Here is an 18,808-nt window from a genome sequence, read left to right on the forward strand (position 1 = left end):
CCTCACTCTGTCACGCAGGCCTGCGCATCGAACCTCTCCCGGGTCCAGACCCGGCCGTCGCGCACGATCACCTGGTCCGGTCCGAGGGCTGCGATGGCCCGACCGCGAAAGCTGACCTGGGTGGTCTCGGCGTCGGCATCGGACCTGCTCGCGGAGACGATGTAGAGGGTGTCGTCGGCCAAGCGCACCGCTCCCGGGCCGGTCCAGGCTGCCGACACTCGATCGAGCGCCAGCGTGACGGTGCCGGTCTGCGGCGAGGAGCTGGTCCAGGACGCCACGGACGGGTTCGGCTCGTCGTCCTCGAGGCCTTCGCGTCCGGTGTAGATCTCGATCGTGTCGACGTGCTGGTCGCACACGGCAACGAGCACCACCGGCGCCCCACGTCCATCGACCGTGAGTGCGGTGGTGCCGATGATGTCGGCACTGACAGCGTTGCCGCAGCCACCGCCGACCACTGCCAGACCGAGGGCGAGCAGGACAGCTCGCAGGCGAGGTGGGGTGACCATGTCCCGAGTCTCCCCCGGGCGGAGGGCATCAGCGCGAGCCCGGATACTCACCTCTCGCCGCCTCTTCCTGGCCCGGGGGGCCAGGAGTCGGGCTGCCGGGAACGGGAGCCCCAGGAATGGGCGCCCCGTGGCGGATCCAGGCCGCGAACGCGCCCCGGTCGGTGGCGATGACCTGCCCGAGCGCCGCAGCAGCCAGGAAGATCCACGAGATGATGTAGAGGAAGGTCAGATAGGTGAAGGCGACCCCGATCGAGCCGTAGTGCTCGGCACTCGAGTCGAGCGCGCGCGGCAGGGCCACCCGCGAGACGGGGCGGATGAGGGCCATCACGGTGGCGAACAGCACGGCACCCGGTGCCATGAGCCGGATCCCCACACGTCCCTCCAGCAGCAACCACGGGATGAAGATCGCCAACGCCGTGTTGGCGATGAAGAGCACGACCGTCAGCCACAGGCCGGGTGGGGGCAAGCCCTGCACCGCGATGCTCAGCCCCCGGGGCAGCACCAGGAAGACCGCCACCACCAGGAGCACCGCAAGCCACCGCCAGACCGATCCGAGACGGTTCTTGGGTCGCGGCACCCGCCAGATGACGGCCGACGCCCGGGTGAGCGCGCGGGACAGGCTGGTCCCGGAGATGAACACGATCAGGGCGCCGATCACCCCGAAGGTGCTGGTGCTGGTGCCCTCGGTGGCGTCCTCGAGGACGTTGCGGGTCTGGCTCGGGAGGTTGAGCACCTCGGCGAGGGTGCCGCTCTCCTGGTGGCCGAGCACGATGCCGAACAGGATCAGCACCGGGAAGACGGAGGTGAAGAACTGCGCCGCGATGGTCATCGACCGGTCGAACAGCTCCAGCTTGGCGAACTTGGCCATGCTGCGGAGCACGATCCGCCCCGGCCACAGCCCCTGGAGGCCGACCACCGTCGCCCGGAAGCGCGGCGGGATGCGATCGAGGATCTCCGGTGGCAACGCCTCGAGACCGGCCTCGATGCCGGGGCGCGCCGCGGCTGGGGTGGGTTCCGGGGACTCTGACACCTGCGCCTCCTGTCGCGACGAGCACCATCGTCGCAGGCACGGCACTCCCGCCGCACGAGGACCCGCCACTTGCGAAGACCCCGTCCCCGCACGACAGTGGCCTCATGGATGCGAAGGCCTGGGACGAGCGGTACGCCGCCACGGACCTGATCTGGTCGAGTGGCCCGAACCAGTTCGTGGAAGTCGAGTGCGCCGACCTCCCCGCCGGACGGGCCCTCGACCTCGCCGCCGGTGAGGGGCGCAACGCGATCTGGCTGGCTCAGCACGGCTGGCAGGTCACCGCCGTCGACTTCGCGCAAGCAGGGCTGGACAAGGGTCGCCGCCTGGCCGGCGATGCCCAGATCGACTGGGTGTGCGGGGACGCGGTGACCGGACGTGGTCTCGACAAGCTCGGCCAGCGAGAGTCACTCGACCACCGGGGGTTCGACCTGGTGGTCATCGCCTACCTGCAGCTCACGGCCTCCGAGCGCCGGGCGGCGCTGCGCCGGGCCTACTCGCTCCTGCGGGCCGGGGGCACGTTCCTGCTGGTCGCCCATGACTCGACGAATCTCACCGAGGGCACCGGAGGACCGCAGGAGCCGGACGTGCTGATGACCGCCGCCGACGTGCTGGGTGATCTGGCCGGTGAGGACTTCGAGGTGGTGCGGGCCGAGCGGGTGGCCCGGCTCGTCGGGGCGAGCGACGGTGAGGAGCGCACGGCGTACGACGCGCTGGTCCGGCTGGTACGACGAACCTGACGAACTGGTCCGCGTTTCAACAACCGCTTGTAGGCTGCCAGCGTGACGCCCACGCAACTTCGAGCATTCGCGTGTGTGGTCCGGCTGGGCTCGGTCAAGGCTGCCGCGGTCGAGCTCCAGGTCAGCGAGGCGGCCGTCTCCATGCACGTCGGTCAGCTGCGCAAGGAGTTCGACGACCCGCTCTTCACCCGGAGTGCCTCCGGACTCGCCTTCACCCCCGGTGGGTTGCGATTGGCCAGCCGCGCGGTGGAGATCCTCGGCCTGCAGGACCGCACGGCTCGCGAGGTCAGCCAAGCCGGTGACGGACGACGCGTGCTGCGCCTGGCCACGTCGAACCTGTTCGCCGAGCACGCCGCCCCGGGGTTGATCGACCTGTTCGCCGGACGCGCCGACGACCTGGCCGTCGAGCTCAGCGTGCGCTCCCCCGAACAGTTCCCGACCCTGCTGGCCGCCCGCACGGTCGACATCGTGGTCGGCCCGGCGATGAGCACGCCGGCGGCCGGCCTCGTGCACCAGCCCTTCCTCATCTACGAGGTCCTCGCCGTGGCCCGGCCGGACCATCCGCTGGCGGGGAAGGCCGTGGGTGCCGAGCAGATCCGTCACCAGATCTGGCACCTCGGTCCGTCTGCCATCGATGCCGAGGGTGTCGTGCCGATGATGCTGCGCAAGCTGCGGGTCCCGGAGAAGAACCAGCGGATCTTCCAGAGCGACGCCGCGGCCCTGGAGGAGACCAAGCGCTCGGACGGCGCCGCGCTCGCCATCAGGTTCGCGGTGGCCGGCGACCTGTCCGCCAAGCGCCTGGTCACCCTGGACGGGCCGGGCCTGCGGGCCCAGGGCAGGTGGGCGGCGATGGCCCTGCCCCCACACAGCCAGACCCCGGTCGCCTCCGAGCTGCTCCGGTTCATCACGACCCCTCGGGCGATCCAGGCCATGGTGCGCGGTGCCGGCGTGCACCTCGGTCGCTTCAAACCGGCCGTGCACGTCACCCTCTGGAGCTGACCCCAGCGATCGCGTCGAACACCTGGGGCAGTGACCTCAGGGTGTCGGCAGGCAGGAACGCGTCGCAGTAGGGCAACGCGGCGGCCATCGAACCGACCAGCGGCTCGAACCCCTCAGCAGCAGCACGGGGATTGAGCCACACCACGCGGCGGGCCCGGCGGGCGGCCCGGGCCATCACCGCCGCCAACTCGGCCGGCGGATCGCTGTCCCACCCGTCCGAGGCGATCACGAGCACCCCGCCCCGGACCGTGTTGCCGTGCCGGGAGGCCAGGAGCTCGCGCAGGCACGAGGCCAGATGCGTGCCCCCGAAGCGATCGACCACCTGGTCACTGGCCTGGGCCACTGCGGCAGCAGCCGACTGATGGGTCAGCGCGGGCGTCAGGCGGGTCAGCGACGTGGAGAACGCGAAGGTCTCAGCTCGCCGGGTGCGGGCGAAGGCACGCATCAGGTGGAGGTAGGCCGTGGCGTAGCTCTGCATGGACTGGCTGACGTCGCACACCAGGGTCACCGTCAGCGGCCGCCTGACCTGGTGGTAGCGCCGCAGCTCCATGGGCTCCCACCCGGTACGACGCGAGGCCATGATCGTCTCGCGGAGCGCCACCCGCTGACCCGTGGACCGGACTGTCTGCCGCCGGCTCCGCCTGGTGGGCCAGCGGTGGGCCGACGCCTCCAGCCAGCGGCCCAGCAACGCGAGCTCGGCCTCGTCCAAGGTGTCCAGCGGTGTGTCGGCGAGCCGGGCCACCGCACTGGGCAGCAGCTCCGGCAGCACCCGTGTCTCGTCGGTGCTCTCATCTCTGGCCATGCGCGGGAGCGTGTGCCAGGGCAGACTCGCAGATACCTCTCCGCCGCCGGGGTCACCGGCCACGGGGGCCAAGGCGTCGTCCTCGGGCTCCGCCACCGCCGGTGACGGCTTCCGGCGGGCGTGCGGATCGACCGGCAGCAGGGCATCGCGGAACACGGCGTCGAAGACCCGGTCGAAGGTCTCCAGGTCGTGCTGACGATTGACGAGGGTCAGCCGGGCCAGCCAGTAGAGCCGGTCCAGCCGGTCCGGGGTGAGTGCCTGGAGGGCCTCGGCGAACGACGACATCGCGGTCAGCGTCACCGGGATCCCAGCTGCGCGCAGGCGCTGGCTCAACGCCGCGATGAACGCCGCGCGATCCACCCCGCGCAGCAGCGGTCCGGCGGTGTCGTGGGGGGTCATCATCCGAAGGCGTAGGTCGTCAGCGAGTCGATCACGACGTCACGGTCGTCCGGGGTCTTCGCCAGCGCGCCCAGGGTCGGCACCACCACCTCGCGGACCAGTTCGGTCGCCCCCAGGGCCGAGAGGGCGGCCACCCAGTTGATCGCCTCGGCGATACCGGGCGGCTTGTCGACCTCCTGGTTGCGCACGTGGCCCACGAACTGCGCAGCGGACTCGATCAGGGCGGCCGTGGCCGAGGGGGCGCTGCGCCGCAGGATGGCCACGACCCGCTCGGGCTCGGGGTACTCCAACCAGTGGTAGAGGCACCGTCGCCGCAGGGCGTCGTGCAGGTCACGGCTGCGGTTCGAGGTCAGGACGACGATCGGCGGTCGGGCGGCGGTGAAGGTGCCGAGCTCCGGCACCGTGACCGACCCCTCGCCGAGTGCCTCCAGCAGCAGCGCCTCGAACTCGTCGTCGGCACGATCGACCTCGTCGATGAGCAACACCGGCGCTCGCGGACCGGTGTGGCGGATGCAACGCAGGATCGGGCGCTCGATCAGGAACTCCTCGCTGAACAGGTCCGCTTCGGTGAGCCGCTCGTGCTGGGCCTCGGCGAGCCTGATCGCGAGCAGCTGGCGCTGGTGGTTCCAGTCGTAGAGCGCCTCGTTGGCAGTCAGACCCTCGTAGCACTGCAGCCGGACGAGCGGGGCGTCCAGGACCCGGGCGAGCACCTGGGCGGCTGCCGTCTTGCCCACCCCCGGCTCGCCCTCCAGGAGCAGCGGCAAACCCAGCCGGAGGGTGAGGAAGACGGCCGTCGCCGTACCCTCGTCGGCCAAGTACCCCTGCTCATCGAAGAGTCGCCGTACCTCGTCGGCCGACGAGATCTCTGTCATGTGTCCGCCTCCAGGAGCTGGTGGTAGTCGTCCCAGGTGTCGACGTCCCTCGGCACCGGGCCCCTGACCCGCACCTGCACAGCAGCGGGAGTCTCCACCAGCCTCCACACCGCCTTGTCGCCGTGGAGGCCCGAGAGCGTCTCGAACATGCTTCGATCGAACCACAACGGGTGACCACGGCCGTCGTCGTACTCGCAGACCCCGACGGGCACGCCTGCGGCACCGTCGACCAGGGCCCGGACCGTGGCCGCGCTGACGCCGGGCTGGTCGCCCAGCAGGAGTACGACGCCGTCGACCGATGGGCCCACCGCGGTCAGTGCGGACCGGATCGAGGTCGCGCAGCCGGCCCCGAAGTCCGGGTTGAGTACGACGTCGACGCCGCGGAGCTCGACCTGGTCCAGCACCTCGTCGGCGGCACCACCCAGGGCCACCACGACCTGGTCCACGCCGGCATCCCGGGCTGTGCTGACGGCCGCGTCGAGCAGCGTGGCACCTCGGTAGGGCAGCACCTGTTTGGGGGTCCCGAGCCGACGGGAACCGCCGGCCGCCAGGACGAGCGCCGCGACCTTCACCCGGCCAGCCTCACGGACCGGTCGCCAGGAAGCGGTCGCGGCAGCCGGACATGCAGAACCAGTGCTCGACGCCGTCGACCACCGCGTGGGCGGTGTCCGGCCCGATGGTGACCGTCATCCCGCACACCGGGTCCACTGCCTGTGCCGCCTGGGCCGGCGGCTCGCGGAGGTCAGCCGGCTGCAAGCCCTCGAGCCGGATGCTACGCACGATCGCGGCCATGATCGAGAGCCCCACCTCCGGGGCCGTGCGCGCACCGATGTCGATGCCGACGTGCGGATGCACGCGGGCGCGTTCGCCTTCGGTCAGGTCGAGCTCGGCGAGCAGGGCTGCGCCCCGGGTGCGGCTGCACACCACGCCCACGAAGCCCACACCTGCGTCGAGGGCAGCCCGGATCGCCCGGACCTCGTCACCGCCCTGACTGGACACCAGCGCGGCCGTCGCGCCCCGCGGGACGGCCGTGTCCGGGGCGCGTTCGACGACGAAGCCGAGTGCGGGCGCCAGCGCGGCCACCGCCTCCGCGGTGGGCGAGCTGCCGACGAGATGGAGCAACGGAGAGGGCAGCAAGGGCTCGAGATAGATCTCCAACGCTCCTCCGGACAGGCACGGGTTGACCACGATGCTCGCACCCGGCGAATCAGGGAACCCGTCGCCGCCGTCCGGGAGGACCCGCAGCAGCAGGCTCTCCCCGGTCCCCAAAGCACCCAGGGCCGCGGTGCGCACCGATCCCGCAGCACAGTGCCCGCCCACGAAGCCCTCGATGGAGCCGTCGGCCAGGATGATCGCCCGGTCCCCGGGGCGGGCCGAACTGGGCTCCTGGGCGCGCACCACGGTCGCCTGGACGAACGCCACCCCGGAGCGGGTCAGCTCCTCGACCCGTGCCGAGATCGTCGCTGTCGTCACGTGCCCTCCTCAGATCGGCGGCATGGGTCGGCCCTGCATGGCGTCCCACACCCGCGACGGCGTCAGCGGCATGTCGGCGTGGCGGATGCCGAACGGCTTCAGGGCGTCGATGACCGCGTTCACCACCGCTGGCGGCGACCCCACCGTGGCCGATTCGCCCACGCCTTTGGCGCCGATCGGGTGGTGCGGCGACGGTGTCACCGTGTGTCCGGTCTCCCAGTGCGGCACCTCCAGGGCGGTGGGGATCAGGTAGTCCATCAGGGATCCACCCAGGCAGTTGCCGTCCTCGTCGAAGGCGATCATCTCCATCAGCGCCATGCCCACGCCGTCGGTGAGGCCACCGTGCACCTGACCCTCGATGATCATCGGGTTGATACGGGTGCCGCAGTCGTCGACCGCGATGAAGCGCCGTACCTTGACCGCGGCCGTGCCCGGGTCGATGTCGACCACGCAGATGTAGGCACCGAACGGGTAGGTGAGGTTCTCGGGGTTGTAGCAGATCTGGGCCTCCAGCCCGCCCTCCACCCCCTGGGGCAGGTCACCGGCGCCGTGGGCGCGCATGGCGATGTCCTGGATCGTGACCGTCCTGCTCGGATCCCCCTTCACGTGGAAGGAGCCCTTCTGCCACTCCAGGTCGGCCACGGACACCTCGAGCATCCCTGAGGCGATGATCTGGGCCTTGTCGCGCACCTTGCGCGCCACCAGCGCGGCTGCCGCCCCCGAGACCGGCGTCGAACGACTCCCGTAGGTGCCGAGGCCGAACGGGGTCTGGTCGGTGTCGCCGTTGATCACCTGGATGTCGGCCGGGGGGATCCCGATCTCCTCGGCGATGATCTGCGCGAACGTGGTCTCGTGGCCCTGCCCCTGGCTCATGCACGACACGCGTACGACGGCCTTGCCGGTGGGGTGCACCCGAAGCTCACAGCCGTCGGCCATGCCCAGACCGAGGATGTCCATGTCCTTGCGGGGACCGGCACCCACGGCCTCGGTGAAGAACGCGACACCGATGCCCATCAGCTCACCCTTGGCGCGCTTCTCCTCCTGCTCGCGCCGGAGGTCCTCGTAGCCGGCCATCTCGAGTGCGAGGTCCAAGGCGCGTTCGTACTCCCCCGAGTCGTAGACCCAGCCCGTCTTGGTGGTGTAGGGGAACTGCTCGGGCTGGATGAAATTCTTGCGACGCAGTTCGACCGGGTCCATCTTCAGGTCGTAGGCAAGGCAGTCGACGATCCGCTCGACGAGGTAGACGGCCTCGGTGATCCGGAAGGAGCACGCGTAGGCGACGCCGCCGGGCGCCTTGTTGGTGTAGACGGCCGTCATCTTGCAGTAGGCGGCCTCCAGGTCGTAGCTGCCGGTGAAGACCCCGAAGAAGCCGGCCGGATACTTGATCGGAGCCGCGGTGCCGTTGAAGGCGCCGTGGTCGGCCAGCACGTTGGTCCGGATGGCGAGGATCTTGCCCTCCTTGGTGGCCGCGATCTCGCCACGCATCACGTAGTCGCGCGCGAAGCCGGTGGAGACGAGGTTCTCGGTGCGGTCCTCCACCCACTTGACCGGCTTGCCGATCACCAGCGAGGCCACGATCGCGCAGACGTAGCCCGGATAGATCGGCACCTTGTTGCCGAACCCGCCGCCGATGTCGGGAGCGATCACCCGGATCTTGTGCTCGGGCAGTCCGGACACAAGGGCGTAGACGGTGCGGTGGGCGTGGGGCGCCTGACTCGTGGTCCACAGGGTGAGCTGGCCGCTGACCCGCTCGTAGTCGGCCACGCAGCCGCAGGTCTCCATCGGCGCCGGGTGCACGCGTGGATAGACGATGTCCTCGGTCACGACCACGTCGGCGCTGGCGAAGACCGCCTCGGTCGCTGCCTCGTCACCGGTCTCCCAGTCGAAGCAGTGGTTGTCGCTCTTGCCCTCGAGGTCGGTCCGGATCACCGGGGCGTCCGGCGCGAGCGCCTGGCGTACGTCGATCACGGGCTGGAGCATGTCGTACTCCACGTCGATCAGCTCAAGGGCGTCGCGTGCGGAGTAGCGATCCTCGGCCACCACGAACGCGACCTCCTGGCCCTGGAAGCGCACCTTGTCGGTGGCCAGGACCGCCTGGACGTCGTTGGACAGGGTCGGCATCCAGGCCAGGCCCTTCTCGGCCAGATCGGCCCCGGTGATGACCGCCTTCACCTTGGGGTGGGCCTGGGCAGCGCTCACGTCGATGCTGACGATGGTGGCGTGGGCCACCGGGGAGCGCAGGATCGCGAGGTGCAGCATGCCCTTGAGCTGGATGTCGTCGACGTACTTGCCCATGCCACGGATGAAGCGCGGGTCCTCCTTGCGCAGCATCCGGCCGTGGCCGACCGGGTGCTGGTCGTTGTCGGCGTGCTCGAGGTCCTCCTGCGTGGCCGCCACACCGTCGTCCAGGGTGGTCATGACTCACTCCCGACGGACTCGGCCTCGGCGGCCCGGCAGGACGCCTCGTGCGCAGCAGCCCACTGCACGGAGCGGACGATCGTGGTGTAGCCGGTGCACCGGCAGATCTGCCCCGAGATGGCCTCGCGGATCGTGTCCTCACTGGGATCGGGATCCCGGTCGAGCAGTGCCCGCGCCGTCATCAGCATCCCCGGCGTACAGAAGCCGCATTGCAGTCCGTGGCAGCGCATGAAGCCCTCCTGCACCGGGTCCAGCACGTTGTCGACCTCCAGCCCCTCGACCGTGCGGACCTCCCGACCGCCTGCCATCGCAGCCAGCACCGTGCAGGTCTTCACCGGCTCCCCGTCCATCCAGGCCACACAGGTGCCACAGTTGCTGGTGTCGCACCCCCAGTGGGTCCCGGTGAGCCCCAGCTCGTCGCGCAGGAAGTGCACCAGCAGCATCCGGCCCTCGATCTCACGCGTCACGCTCTCGCCGTTGACGCTCATGGTCACCTGCATGTCAGCTGTTCCTCTCGTGCGACTGGTCGCCTGCGATGCCGGCCTGGATTCGTTCGACGGACGTGCGCAACGTGCGTCTGGTCAGTTCGTCGGCGAGATGCCGTTTGTAGTCGGCGGTGCCCCGGTTGTCGGAGATCGGGGCACAGCTCTGGGCCGCGATCTCACCGGCACGTGCATACAGCTCCTCGGACGGGGACTGGCCGCGCAGCGCCTGCGAGATGGCCGGGATGCCCGTGGTGTTCGGGCCGACCGCGGCCAGACCGACCCGGGCGTCTGAGATCAGCGGTCCGTCCATCCAGACCGCGGAACCGACCGAGGTCACCGCCCAGTCACCGGCCCGCCGCTCCACCTTGGCGTAGGCGCTGGATCCGCCCGGGCGCACGGGGATGCGGATCTCGGTGAGCATCTGCCCCTGCTCCACCGCCGTCTCGTAGGGTCCACGGTGGAAGTCGGCCATCGACACCACGCGTTCCCCGCTCGAGCTGCGGATCACACAGCTCGCGTCCAGCGTGGTGCACACGGCCGTCAGGTCCTCCGAAGGGTCGGCCTGGCACAGCGACCCTCCGATGGTCCCCCGGTTGCGGACCACCGGGTCGGCGATCACCCGTTCGGCGTCGGCGAAGATCGGGAAGAGGGCGGCCAGCTCGGGCGACTCCAGCAGCTCACGATGCCGGGTCATGGCCCCGATCCGGACCTCGTCGGTGCCGACCCGGACGTAGCCGAGCTCGTCGTGGAGGTCGTTGATGTCGATGACGTACTCGAGGTTGGCAAGCCTGAGCTTCATCATCGGGATGAGGCTGTGACCGCCGGCGACGAGCCGGGCCTCGTCTCCCAGCCTCTCCAACAGGCTGATCGCGTGATCGACGCTGGTGGCACGTTCGTACTCGAATGGTGCGGGGACCTGCACTGGAGCCTCCCTGTGACGGTGATCACAGCACTCTCAGCCCCGCGGGCGGGGTGCGTCAACGGCTGCCTAAGCGGTTTGTTGATTAGCTCATCGAGAGCAGCATGTAGCCCATGGCGACGGCCATCGTCGCCTCGCACAGCGCATCCACCCGACGGGCTCGTGGTCCGGAGCGCCTGGTGGTCTGCAGCAGTCTGGCCACGAGCAACAGCAGCAGGCCGGCGAACACCACCGCCACGACGACCGTGGGCACGTTGACCCAGGAGCCACCCATCGACCCGGACGGCGCCGCGGCCTGCTGATGATGATGCAGGTGATCGTGGGCCGGCTCGGCGGAGGCCGAGGCCGTGGCCGCCGGCAGCAGCATCACCACCATCGCCGCACAGCCCATCCCCACTCCCGCGTACGCCGCGCTCGAGGCCTCACGGCCGAGCCGGGTCAGGGCGACGACCAGGCCGACGACGAAGACGACCAGCCACAGCACCGAGACGAGCTGGGTCACCGGGATGAGCAGCATGAGGACCATCGCCCAGCCCATGGCCACGTGCCACAGGTCCACCTCAGGGCGGTGACCCGGCGACTGGAGCGCCGGGATGAAGGACCGCGCCACGCAGTAGGCGATGACGGCCACCATGCAGGTGGCGAGCAGACCGGCCATCCGCCGAGCATCGACCTGCACCTGGCGGCCGTCAACGTCGACCTCAGGGTTTGCTTAGGACTCGCGCCCCTCGTTCACTTCTCCGTGGAGACCGTGGGTCCCGGTGGGGCCTGCTCGGCCGGATCCGTCGGCTCCACAGGCTCGTCGCCGTAGACCCCTGTGTCCTTCGCCCGCTGGGCCTTGCGCAGCTGGCGGGTCAGGCTCCAGCCCAGGAAGGCGACGGCGAGCCCGAGCAGGATGAAGATCGCGAACGCGGTCCAACCCGCCGTGATGTCCTCGTCCTTGAGCCCGTCGTCGGCGAGGACGGCGAACACGGTGGTGACCAGCGTTGTCATGCCACCAGTGTCTCAGGTCGCCTCGGCGATGCCGGCGAAGAGGTCGTCCTCCGGCGTCGGGGAGTCCACGTGGGTGACCACCAGCTCGTAGTCCTCGGTCGGCCAGACCTCCTGCTGGAGCTCCATGGGCGTTGCGAACCAGAAGCCGTCGGGATCGATCTGGGTCGCGTGGGCCAGCAGGGCGCGATCGCGCTCGGGGAAGTACTCACCGCACGGCACCCGGGTCGTGATCCGGTTGTCATGCTCGGGGTTGGGCTCCCACTTCTCCAGTCGTTCCTTCCACGGCGACTCCAGGCCTGCTGCCTCCATGGCCTCGCTGATCGCGACGGTCCGGGGGCGGTTGAACGAGTGGTGGTAGTAGAGCTTGAGCGGCTGCCAGGGGTCGCCGGCGTCCGGGTAGCGCTCCGGGTCACCGGCCGCCTCGAAGGCATGCACCGAGACCAGGTGGCACATGATGTGGTCCGGGTGCGGGTAGCCGCCGTTCTCGTCATAGGTCGTGACCACGTGCGGCCGGAACTCCCGGATCAACCGCACCAGCGGAGCAGCAGCCTCCTCGAGCGGCACCAGCGCGAAGCAGCCCTCCGGCAGCGGCGGCTTGGGATCGCCCTCCGGCCAGCCGGAGTCGACGAAGCCGAGCCAGTCCTGGCGGACGCCGAGGATGTCGCGTGCGCGCTCCATCTCGGCCCGGCGGATCTCGGTCATGTTCTCCAGCACGTCGGGCCGGTCCATCTTGGGGTTCAGCACCGAGCCCCGCTCCCCGCCGGTGCAGGTGACGACGTGGACGTCGACCCCTTCGTTGACGTACTTCACCGTGGTGGCCGCACCCTTGCTGGACTCGTCGTCGGGGTGCGCGTGGACGTGCATCAGCCTGAGGCCGGAGCGGTTGACCATGTGTGAAGTCTATGGGGGCGTCTGGGACGATGATCAGGTGACTGACCTTGCGGACCGCTACGGCACCTCCCGACGTGGGGTCCGCTCCGCCGTCGTGATCTCCGCCGCCCTGGGCGTCGCGTTCCTTGCCTGGCTGGCCTGGTCGGCGTGGTCGTTCTCCACCCCCGAGGTCCGCTCCGAGCTCGTCGGGTTCGACGTCGTCAGCGAGCACGAGGCCACGGCCAAGGTCGACATCCGGATCAGCGACCCGGACGTGGTCGGCACCTGCACGGTGCGCGCGTTCGCGGCCGACCACACCGTGGTGGGGGAACTGTCCTTCGGCGTCCCTGGCCCTGACGACATCGATCGGAACGGCGGCCTGATGGAGGTCTCGGTGCGCACGGAGCGCCGGGCCACCTCCGTGGGTGAGCTGGGCTGCACCACGGCGGAGCAGGTGCACCCACGGTGATCGGTGTGGGCGCCCGCCTTCTTGGTAGGCTCGCCCTCTTGATTCATCCCGGATGGCCAGGCCTGCACGAGGCAGCGCCCGCGTGAACAGCACGAACACGCCCCCAGCGGCGGGATGCACCACAGTCCAAGCGGGTCCGACACCGTCGTACCCGTGGATCGAGCGGCAGGAGTAGCACATGACGACGAGCGACCCGGTCACGGGGCAGGACACCATCTGGCTGACCCAGGAGGCGTTCGACAAGCTCCAGGCGGAACTGGACAACCTGAGGGGTCCGTTGCGTCAAGAGGTCATCGACCGCATCTCCGCCGCCCGCGACGAGGGCGACCTGAAGGAGAACGGTGGCTACCACGCCGCCAAGGAGGAGCAGGGCAAGCAGGAGGCCCGCATCCGCCAGCTTGAGGACATGCTGCGCCGCGCCGAGGTGGGTGGCGCTCCCGACGCAGACGGCACCGTCTCACCCGGCATGAAGGTCACCTACCGCTTCGTCGGCGACGACGAGACCGAGACGTTCCTGCTGGGCGCCCGCGAGATCGAGGACGACTCGCTCGAGGTGTTCTCCCCCCAGTCACCACTGGGAGCAGCGATCCTGCACGCCCGGGTCGGCGACACCGTCACCTACACGGCCCCCAACGGCAAGTCCATGCAGGTCGAGGTCGTCGCGGCCGTGCCCTACGCCGGGTGAGCGCCGGATCCGACGACCCGGTAGCCACGGTCACGTAGTCGCCCCATCAGCAGCTCGGCGTGCTCGGTGCTGCGCGTCTCCATCTGCAGGTTGACCTCGACCTCGTCGAGGTGCAGCTCGGGTGAGGTGCGCTCGTGGGCGACCTCGAGGATGTTGGCGCCCGCGTCGGCGACCTCGGTGAGCAGACCGACCAGCCCTCCGGGCAGGTCGGGGATGCAGACCCGCATCTGCAGGTAACGCCCAGCCGCCGCCATGCCGTGCCGGATCACCTTCCCGATCAGCAGGGGGTCCACGTTGCCGCCCGACAGGACCGCGACCGCCGGGGTGCTGAACCGGGTCGGGTCCTCCAGGATGGCTGCGACCGCGGCGGCGCCAGCCGGCTCGACGACCTGCTTGGCGCGTTCCATGACCGCGACCAGGGCCTGCGACAGCGACTCCTCCGACACCGTCAGGATCTCATCGACGTGGTCCTGAACGGCGCGGAAGGTGATCTCCCCCGGGAGCCCGACGGCGATCCCGTCGGCCATGGTGTGCATGGACTCGAGCTTGATCGGCGCACCCGAGGCCAGCGACGGTGGGAACGCCGCCGCCCCCTCGGCCTGCACCCCGATGACGCGCACCCCCGGTTTGAGGGCCTTGACGGCGATCGCGATGCCGGCGAGCAGCCCCCCTCCGCCACAGGGCACCAGCACGGTCTCCACCTGGGGTGCCTGCTCCACGATCTCGAGGCCGCAGGTGCCCTGACCCCGCACCACGTCGAGGTGGTTGAAGGGATGGATCAGGACCGCACCGGTCTCGGCCGCGTAGGCGCTGGCCGCGACGAGGGCGTCCTCGAGGTAGCGGCCGTGGAAGATCACGTGGGCGCCGTAGCCGCGCGTGGCCCGCTCCTTGGGGATCGGGGCACCTTCGGGCATGAAGACGGTGGCCTTGATGCCGAGCATCTGGGCGGCCAGCGCCACACCCTGCGCGTGGTTGCCGGCCGAGGCCGCGACCACGCCGCGGGCCCGCTCTTCAGGGGACAGCCGGGCGATCCGGGTGTAGGCGCCCCGGATCTTGAACGAGCCGGTGCGTTGGAGGTTCTCGCACTTGAGGTAGACCGGGCCGCCGACCATCTCCGAGAGCTGGCGACTGCCCTCCATGGGCGTCCGGATCGACACCCCGTCCAGGAGCAGCCGGGCCTCCTGGATCTCGGCCAGGGTCACCTGATCAGTCATGGTGTGCCTCCTTGCTCAGTCCTGCTGGTTGATCTCGTCTGAGGATCTCGTGCCAGATCCTCATCCAGCTCCTCCTCCGGATCGTCCCCGACCTCGGTGAACGACGCCAGATGCTGCGTCACCGCGTTGAGCGCGGCCGCGATCGGCACCGCGATCAGGGCGCCGGCAACGCCGGCGATGAGCACACCGCAGCCGATGGCCAGGATCACGCCGAGCGGGTGCACCGACACGAACCGGCCCATCAGGAAGGGCTGCAGCACGTGGCTCTCGATCTGCTGGACCACCACGACACCGATCAGCATGAACAGGGCGGTCAGCGGCCCCTGGTCGACCAGCGCGACCAGAACGGCGACCGTGCCTGCGACCAGGGCGCCGAGCATGGGCACGAAGGCACCGAGGAACACCAGGACTCCGATGGCCAGCACGAACGGCACCCCCAGCACAGCCGCGACCACCATGACGCCGATGGCATCGGTGAGCGCGACCAGGACCGTGGCCCGCACGAAGCTGGTCAACGAGGTCCACGCGACCCGGCCCGAGGAGTCCACCTTCTCGCGGGCGGCGCGCGGGGCCAACCGCACCACCCAGGACCAGATCCGGGCACCGTCGGAGAGGAAGAAGTACGTCGAGAACAGCACGATGAAGAAGCCCGCGAGGACGTGGGTCAGGGCAGTGCCCACCTCGGTCACCTGCTTGACGATCTCGCCGTCCTGGCTCCGCTCGGTGATGGAGGTCTGCGCCTGGTCGATCCACTGGTTGATCTGGGAGTCACTGGCATGCAGCGGACCGTCACGCAGCCAGTTCTTGACCTCGCCCAGCCCGGCCACCACCTGGTCGGCGAGGTCGGAGGCACCATTGGCGACCTGCTGTCCGGCGAAGGTCAGCAGGGCCGCCACGAACGCGATGCCGCCGACGACGACGAACGCCGCAGAGATGCCGCGCGGCACCCCGACGGCGGCGAACCGGTCGACGATCGGGCCCACCAGTGCGGAGATCAACAGGGCGACGATCACCGGCAGCGTGATCACGGCCAAGTAGGACAGCAACCAGAGGAGCCCGTAGCCGGCGGCTGCGATGACGATGACCCGCCAGGCCCAGGCAGCGGCCAGGTCGACGCCCCACGGCACCTGGGCCGGCCTGAAGTTGGAGCGTCCACCGGTGATGGGCGCCGGCTCGATGCGGCGCTCGGCTCGGACCTGGGCCCACTGGTGGGCGAACTGTGCGGTCAGCCTCTCCGAGAGCCCGTCCGCCTCGCGCTGACGACGCGACTTGCGAGCCGAGCTCCGAGACGGCTGCCCGGCCTGACCGTGCTCCGGTTCCGGCTCCCGGACAGCTTCTGGCTCGGTCTCGGCGGCATCGTTGCTCACGTGCGACAGGCTACCCATCCCCGAGGCGTCGGGTGAGGCGGTACGCCGCGTCGGGATGCACCGACGCCAGCAACCCGGCGGCCGCGAGGACGTAGTCGGTGTCGACCACCACGACCGGCGAGCGAGGGAGCTGCCAGCCGTCCTCGAAGTCGGCCCCCGTCGAGGGCCCGAGCACGCGCTGGGCGACCCCGTCCCGTCCGTTGCGCAGCACCCCTCCCGAGCCGACCATCAGGTCCACCTCGCGCAGGTCCTTGCCACTGCGCTCGACCACCCGGCCATCAGGACCCAGGACCACGCGCGAACGGCCAGCATGGCGGCGCAGGGCGAGCCCCACCGCACCGGCGGCGATGGCCTCGTCCAGGTCCAGCTCGGCGTCACTGTCCGGGAGGTAGGACGGGTCCTCCTGCCGCCGTACCGCCGCGGCCATCAGGGCCTCGTCCCCGCCCATCGCGGTCACCGTCGACACCGCCGACCAGCGCATGCCCAGATCACCCTCCACCGTCCGGGTCACCGGCGTCGTCGCCACCACCTCGCGTGAGAGACCCCCGGCGTCCACCGAGCCGTCCTCGGGATCCACCTCGATGACCGAGTGCACATCGGTGGTGGCACCTCCGACGTCCACGACGACGACGTCGCCGGCACCGGGCCGGTCCTCGCCGAGGCCGCGGGAGAGAAGCTCCACGCCACTGAGCACGACGTCGGGGGTCGCGCCGCGCACCATGGCCGCGAAGTCGGCCCGCTCGCTCAGGTGCTTGCCGCCGATGACGTGCACCAGGAACATCTCGCGGATGGCGGCCCGGGCCGAGTCCGGGGCCAGCACGCCGATCTTGGGCACGACGTTGTCGGCGAGCACGTAGGGCGTGCCTGACGACCCGAACGCCTCGGCGACCCCGGACTGCGCGTCGACGTTGCCGGCCACCACGACAGGACCGGCCCAGCCGGCGTCGGCCAGGAAGCGCGCGTCGGCCAGCAGGACCTCGCTGTTGCCGCCGTCCGTGCCGCCCACCAGCAGCACCACGTCCGGAGCCGCCGAGCGGAGGGCGTCGAAGCGTGCAGCGTCCATCTCGCCCGAACTGACCAGGACGACCTTGCCTCCGCTGCTCAACGCGACCCGACGGCCGGCCTCGGCGGTGACCAGGGCCTCGTTGCCGACGACCGCGATCCGCAGCCCGCCACCGGCCGACGAGCAGGCCAGGACCGGTGCGTCACCGGCGCGAGGGTCGTGCGCGGTCAGCAGCGCCAGGCAGGCGTCGTACCCCTCGAGGACGTCGGTGTCGATGGTGGTGCGGTGGCTTGCGGCGGCGACGATGCTGCCAGCCTCCAGGTCGACCAGGGAGGCCTTGGTGAACGTCGATCCGAAGTCGACACAGATCGCGACCGCGGAGGTCGACCCCGGCGAGCTCATCAGCCCAGGGCCCGCTCGAGGTCGCCGATCAGGTCCTCGGCGGTCTCGATCCCGACACTGAGGCGGATCAGGTCGGCGGGCACCTCGAGGTCGGTCCCGGCCACGCTGGCGTGGGTCATCCGGCCGGGATGCTCGATGAGCGACTCCACCCCGCCCAGGGACTCGCCCAGGGTGAACACCTCGGTGGCGTCGCAGACGTCCAGGGCGTGCTGCTCACCGCCGGTGACCCGGAACGACACGATGCCGCCGTAGCGCTTCATCTGTCGCGACGCGATCTCGTGCCCCGGGTGCTCGGCCAGGCCGGGGTAGATCACCTGGGCGACCTTGGGATGCCCGGCGAGGAAGTCGACCACCTTCTCGGCGTTGTCACAGTGCCGGTCCATGCGCAGCGCGAGGGTGCGCAGCCCGCGCAACGTCAGCCACGCGTCGAAGGGTCCCGCGACGGCCCCGATGGCGTTCTGGTGGAAGGCCACCTTCTCGGCGAGCGCGAGGTCACGCACCACCAAGGCACCGCCGACGACGTCGGAGTGCCCGCCGCAGTACTTGGTCGTCGAGTGGATGACCACGTCGGCGCCGAGGGTGAGCGGCTGTTGGAGGTAGGGCGAGGCGAAGGTGTTGTCCACGATCAACAGGGCCCCCGCGTCATGGGCGATCGCCGCCAGGGCTTCGATGTCGCCGATGTTGAGCATCGGGTTGGTCGGGGTCTCCACCCAGACCAGCTTCGTCTGGCCGGGGCGGATGGCAGCACGCACGGCCTCCAGGTCCGAGACCGGAGCCGGGCTGTGTTCCAGCCCCCACACCTTCTCGACCTTCTCGAAGAGCCGATACGTCCCGCCGTAGGCGTCGTCAGGGATCACTGCGTGATCCCCGGGACGGCACACGGAACGCACCAACGTGTCCTCGGCCGCCAGTCCGGATGCGAAGGCGAAGCCCCGCTCGCCCTCCTCGAGGGCGGCGATGTTGCCTTCCAGTGCGGTGCGCGTCGGGTTGGCGGAGCGGCTGTACTCATAGCCTCCACGCAGGCCGCCGACACCGTCCTGCTTGTAGGTGCTGGTGGCGTAGATGGGCGGGATGACCGCTCCAGTGGCGGCGTCCGGCTCGTAGCCGGCGTGGATGGCCCGCGTTTCGAAGCCTGACTTGTTCCGGTGCTGTTGAGTCACCGGTC

General features: G+C 70.2%; 20 protein-coding genes. 4 read left to right on the plus strand and 16 right to left on the minus strand.

Going from position 1 to position 18,808, the window contains the following annotated elements; all coding sequences use genetic code 11:
• Positions 1-2: 2 nt before the first annotated feature.
• Both AB7I40_RS02195 and AB7I40_RS02200 read right to left on the minus strand, forming a co-directional pair.
• Positions 3-506 (minus strand): hypothetical protein, encoded by a 504-nt coding sequence (locus AB7I40_RS02195; RefSeq protein ID WP_428343402.1) that lies wholly within the window; start codon positions 504-506, stop codon positions 3-5.
• A 28-nt stretch (positions 507-534) separates the two neighbouring features.
• Positions 535-1,536 (minus strand): YhjD/YihY/BrkB family envelope integrity protein, encoded by a 1,002-nt coding sequence (locus AB7I40_RS02200; protein WP_428343403.1) that lies wholly within the window; start codon positions 1,534-1,536, stop codon positions 535-537.
• Positions 1,537-1,640: 104 nt separating this feature from the next.
• Here AB7I40_RS02200 and AB7I40_RS02205 point away from each other — a divergent pair, with 104 nt between their 5' ends.
• Together AB7I40_RS02205 and AB7I40_RS02210 are read left to right on the plus strand one after the other, a co-directional pair.
• A complete protein-coding gene (locus AB7I40_RS02205; RefSeq protein WP_428343404.1) occupies positions 1,641-2,273 on the plus strand; it encodes a class I SAM-dependent methyltransferase in 633 nt (210 codons plus the stop codon).
• A 42-nt stretch (positions 2,274-2,315) separates the two neighbouring features.
• Positions 2,316-3,272 carry a LysR family transcriptional regulator gene (locus AB7I40_RS02210; RefSeq protein ID WP_428343405.1) on the plus strand — a complete coding sequence of 319 codons (957 nt, stop codon included), beginning with the start codon at positions 2,316-2,318 and terminating at the stop codon, positions 3,270-3,272.
• Here the strand turns inward: AB7I40_RS02210 and AB7I40_RS02215 are convergent.
• From AB7I40_RS02215 to mca, 10 genes are all read right to left on the minus strand, one after another.
• A complete protein-coding gene (locus tag AB7I40_RS02215) occupies positions 3,256-4,473 on the minus strand; it encodes a vWA domain-containing protein (protein WP_428343406.1) in 1,218 nt (405 codons plus the stop codon). The genes AB7I40_RS02210 and AB7I40_RS02215 overlap by 17 nt on opposite strands.
• Positions 4,473-5,345, minus strand: coding sequence for an AAA family ATPase (locus tag AB7I40_RS02220; RefSeq protein ID WP_428343407.1), 873 nt, complete (start codon positions 5,343-5,345; stop codon positions 4,473-4,475). Before AB7I40_RS02220 ends, AB7I40_RS02215 begins: the two co-directional genes overlap by 1 nt.
• Positions 5,342-5,917 carry a nucleotidyltransferase family protein gene (locus tag AB7I40_RS02225; protein WP_428343408.1) on the minus strand — a complete coding sequence of 192 codons (576 nt, stop codon included), beginning with the start codon at positions 5,915-5,917 and terminating at the stop codon, positions 5,342-5,344. The genes AB7I40_RS02220 and AB7I40_RS02225 overlap by 4 nt, the downstream gene beginning before the upstream one ends.
• A gap of 10 nt (positions 5,918-5,927) precedes the next feature.
• A complete protein-coding gene (locus tag AB7I40_RS02230) occupies positions 5,928-6,818 on the minus strand; it encodes an XdhC family protein (protein ID WP_428343409.1) in 891 nt (296 codons plus the stop codon).
• 9 nt (positions 6,819-6,827) lie between these two features.
• Positions 6,828-9,236: an aerobic carbon-monoxide dehydrogenase large subunit gene (locus AB7I40_RS02235; protein WP_428343410.1), complete on the minus strand. Its 2,409-nt coding sequence runs from the start codon at positions 9,234-9,236 to the stop codon at positions 6,828-6,830.
• A complete protein-coding gene (locus tag AB7I40_RS02240) occupies positions 9,233-9,736 on the minus strand; it encodes a (2Fe-2S)-binding protein (RefSeq protein ID WP_428343411.1) in 504 nt (167 codons plus the stop codon). Before AB7I40_RS02240 ends, AB7I40_RS02235 begins: the two co-directional genes overlap by 4 nt.
• Position 9,737: 1 nt before the next feature.
• On the minus strand, positions 9,738-10,643 hold the full coding sequence (locus AB7I40_RS02245) for an FAD binding domain-containing protein (protein ID WP_428343412.1): 906 nt from the start codon (positions 10,641-10,643) through the stop codon (positions 9,738-9,740).
• 82 nt (positions 10,644-10,725) lie between these two features.
• Entirely contained in the window at positions 10,726-11,298 is a 573-nt protein-coding gene (locus AB7I40_RS02250) for a DUF5134 domain-containing protein (protein ID WP_428343413.1), read from the minus strand.
• Between the two features lie 74 nt (positions 11,299-11,372).
• The gene (locus AB7I40_RS02255; protein ID WP_428343414.1) at positions 11,373-11,633 is read right to left on the minus strand and encodes a hypothetical protein; all 261 of its coding nucleotides are present in this window, start codon (positions 11,631-11,633) and stop codon (positions 11,373-11,375) included.
• Positions 11,634-11,645: 12 nt separating this feature from the next.
• Positions 11,646-12,524, minus strand: a complete 879-nt coding sequence (gene mca, locus AB7I40_RS02260) for a mycothiol conjugate amidase Mca (RefSeq protein ID WP_428343415.1) — start codon at positions 12,522-12,524, stop codon at positions 11,646-11,648.
• A gap of 37 nt (positions 12,525-12,561) precedes the next feature.
• Between mca and AB7I40_RS02265 the strand changes: the two genes are divergently transcribed.
• Both AB7I40_RS02265 and greA read left to right on the plus strand, forming a co-directional pair.
• Positions 12,562-12,972, plus strand: coding sequence for a DUF4307 domain-containing protein (locus AB7I40_RS02265; RefSeq protein ID WP_428343416.1), 411 nt, complete (start codon positions 12,562-12,564; stop codon positions 12,970-12,972).
• Positions 12,973-13,150: 178 nt separating this feature from the next.
• The gene (greA, locus tag AB7I40_RS02270; RefSeq protein WP_428343417.1) at positions 13,151-13,657 is read left to right on the plus strand and encodes a transcription elongation factor GreA; all 507 of its coding nucleotides are present in this window, start codon (positions 13,151-13,153) and stop codon (positions 13,655-13,657) included.
• Here greA and ilvA read toward each other — a convergent pair.
• The 4 genes from ilvA to AB7I40_RS02290 are packed head-to-tail and all read right to left on the minus strand — an operon-like array spanning position 13,645 to position 18,803.
• Positions 13,645-14,871, minus strand: a complete 1,227-nt coding sequence (ilvA, locus tag AB7I40_RS02275) for a threonine ammonia-lyase (protein WP_428343418.1) — start codon at positions 14,869-14,871, stop codon at positions 13,645-13,647. The genes greA and ilvA overlap by 13 nt on opposite strands.
• Positions 14,868-16,238 (minus strand): AI-2E family transporter, encoded by a 1,371-nt coding sequence (locus tag AB7I40_RS02280; protein ID WP_428343419.1) that lies wholly within the window; start codon positions 16,236-16,238, stop codon positions 14,868-14,870. The genes ilvA and AB7I40_RS02280 overlap by 4 nt, the downstream gene beginning before the upstream one ends.
• A 10-nt stretch (positions 16,239-16,248) precedes the next feature.
• Positions 16,249-17,643 (minus strand): glutamate mutase L, encoded by a 1,395-nt coding sequence (locus AB7I40_RS02285; protein WP_428343420.1) that lies wholly within the window; start codon positions 17,641-17,643, stop codon positions 16,249-16,251.
• Positions 17,643-18,803 (minus strand): cystathionine gamma-synthase, encoded by a 1,161-nt coding sequence (locus AB7I40_RS02290; RefSeq protein WP_428343421.1) that lies wholly within the window; start codon positions 18,801-18,803, stop codon positions 17,643-17,645. The genes AB7I40_RS02285 and AB7I40_RS02290 overlap by 1 nt, the downstream gene beginning before the upstream one ends.
• Between the last annotated feature and the right edge of the window lie 5 nt (positions 18,804-18,808).

Source organism: Nocardioides sp. (assembly GCF_050246775.1).
GTDB lineage: Bacteria > Actinomycetota > Actinomycetes > Propionibacteriales > Nocardioidaceae > Nocardioides.

Excerpts from the sequence above, each read along its gene's own strand:
- AB7I40_RS02195 (WP_428343402.1), bottom strand. The coding sequence starts at position 506 with ATGGTCACCCCACCTCGCCTGCGAGCTGTCCTGCTCGCCCTCGGTCTG.
- greA (WP_428343417.1), top strand. The coding sequence starts at position 13,151 with ATGACGACGAGCGACCCGGTCACGGGGCAGGACACCATCTGGCTGACC.
- AB7I40_RS02205 (WP_428343404.1), top strand. The coding sequence starts at position 1,641 with ATGGATGCGAAGGCCTGGGACGAGCGGTACGCCGCCACGGACCTGATC.
- AB7I40_RS02215 (WP_428343406.1), bottom strand. The coding sequence starts at position 4,473 with ATGACCCCCCACGACACCGCCGGACCGCTGCTGCGCGGGGTGGATCGC.
- AB7I40_RS02240 (WP_428343411.1), bottom strand. The coding sequence starts at position 9,736 with ATGCAGGTGACCATGAGCGTCAACGGCGAGAGCGTGACGCGTGAGATC.
- AB7I40_RS02220 (WP_428343407.1), bottom strand. The coding sequence starts at position 5,345 with ATGACAGAGATCTCGTCGGCCGACGAGGTACGGCGACTCTTCGATGAG.
- AB7I40_RS02250 (WP_428343413.1), bottom strand. The coding sequence starts at position 11,298 with ATGGCCGGTCTGCTCGCCACCTGCATGGTGGCCGTCATCGCCTACTGC.
- mca (WP_428343415.1), bottom strand. The coding sequence starts at position 12,524 with ATGGTCAACCGCTCCGGCCTCAGGCTGATGCACGTCCACGCGCACCCC.
- AB7I40_RS02285 (WP_428343420.1), bottom strand. The coding sequence starts at position 17,643 with ATGAGCTCGCCGGGGTCGACCTCCGCGGTCGCGATCTGTGTCGACTTC.
- ilvA (WP_428343418.1), bottom strand. The coding sequence starts at position 14,871 with ATGACTGATCAGGTGACCCTGGCCGAGATCCAGGAGGCCCGGCTGCTC.
- AB7I40_RS02235 (WP_428343410.1), bottom strand. The coding sequence starts at position 9,236 with ATGACCACCCTGGACGACGGTGTGGCGGCCACGCAGGAGGACCTCGAG.
- AB7I40_RS02255 (WP_428343414.1), bottom strand. The coding sequence starts at position 11,633 with ATGACAACGCTGGTCACCACCGTGTTCGCCGTCCTCGCCGACGACGGG.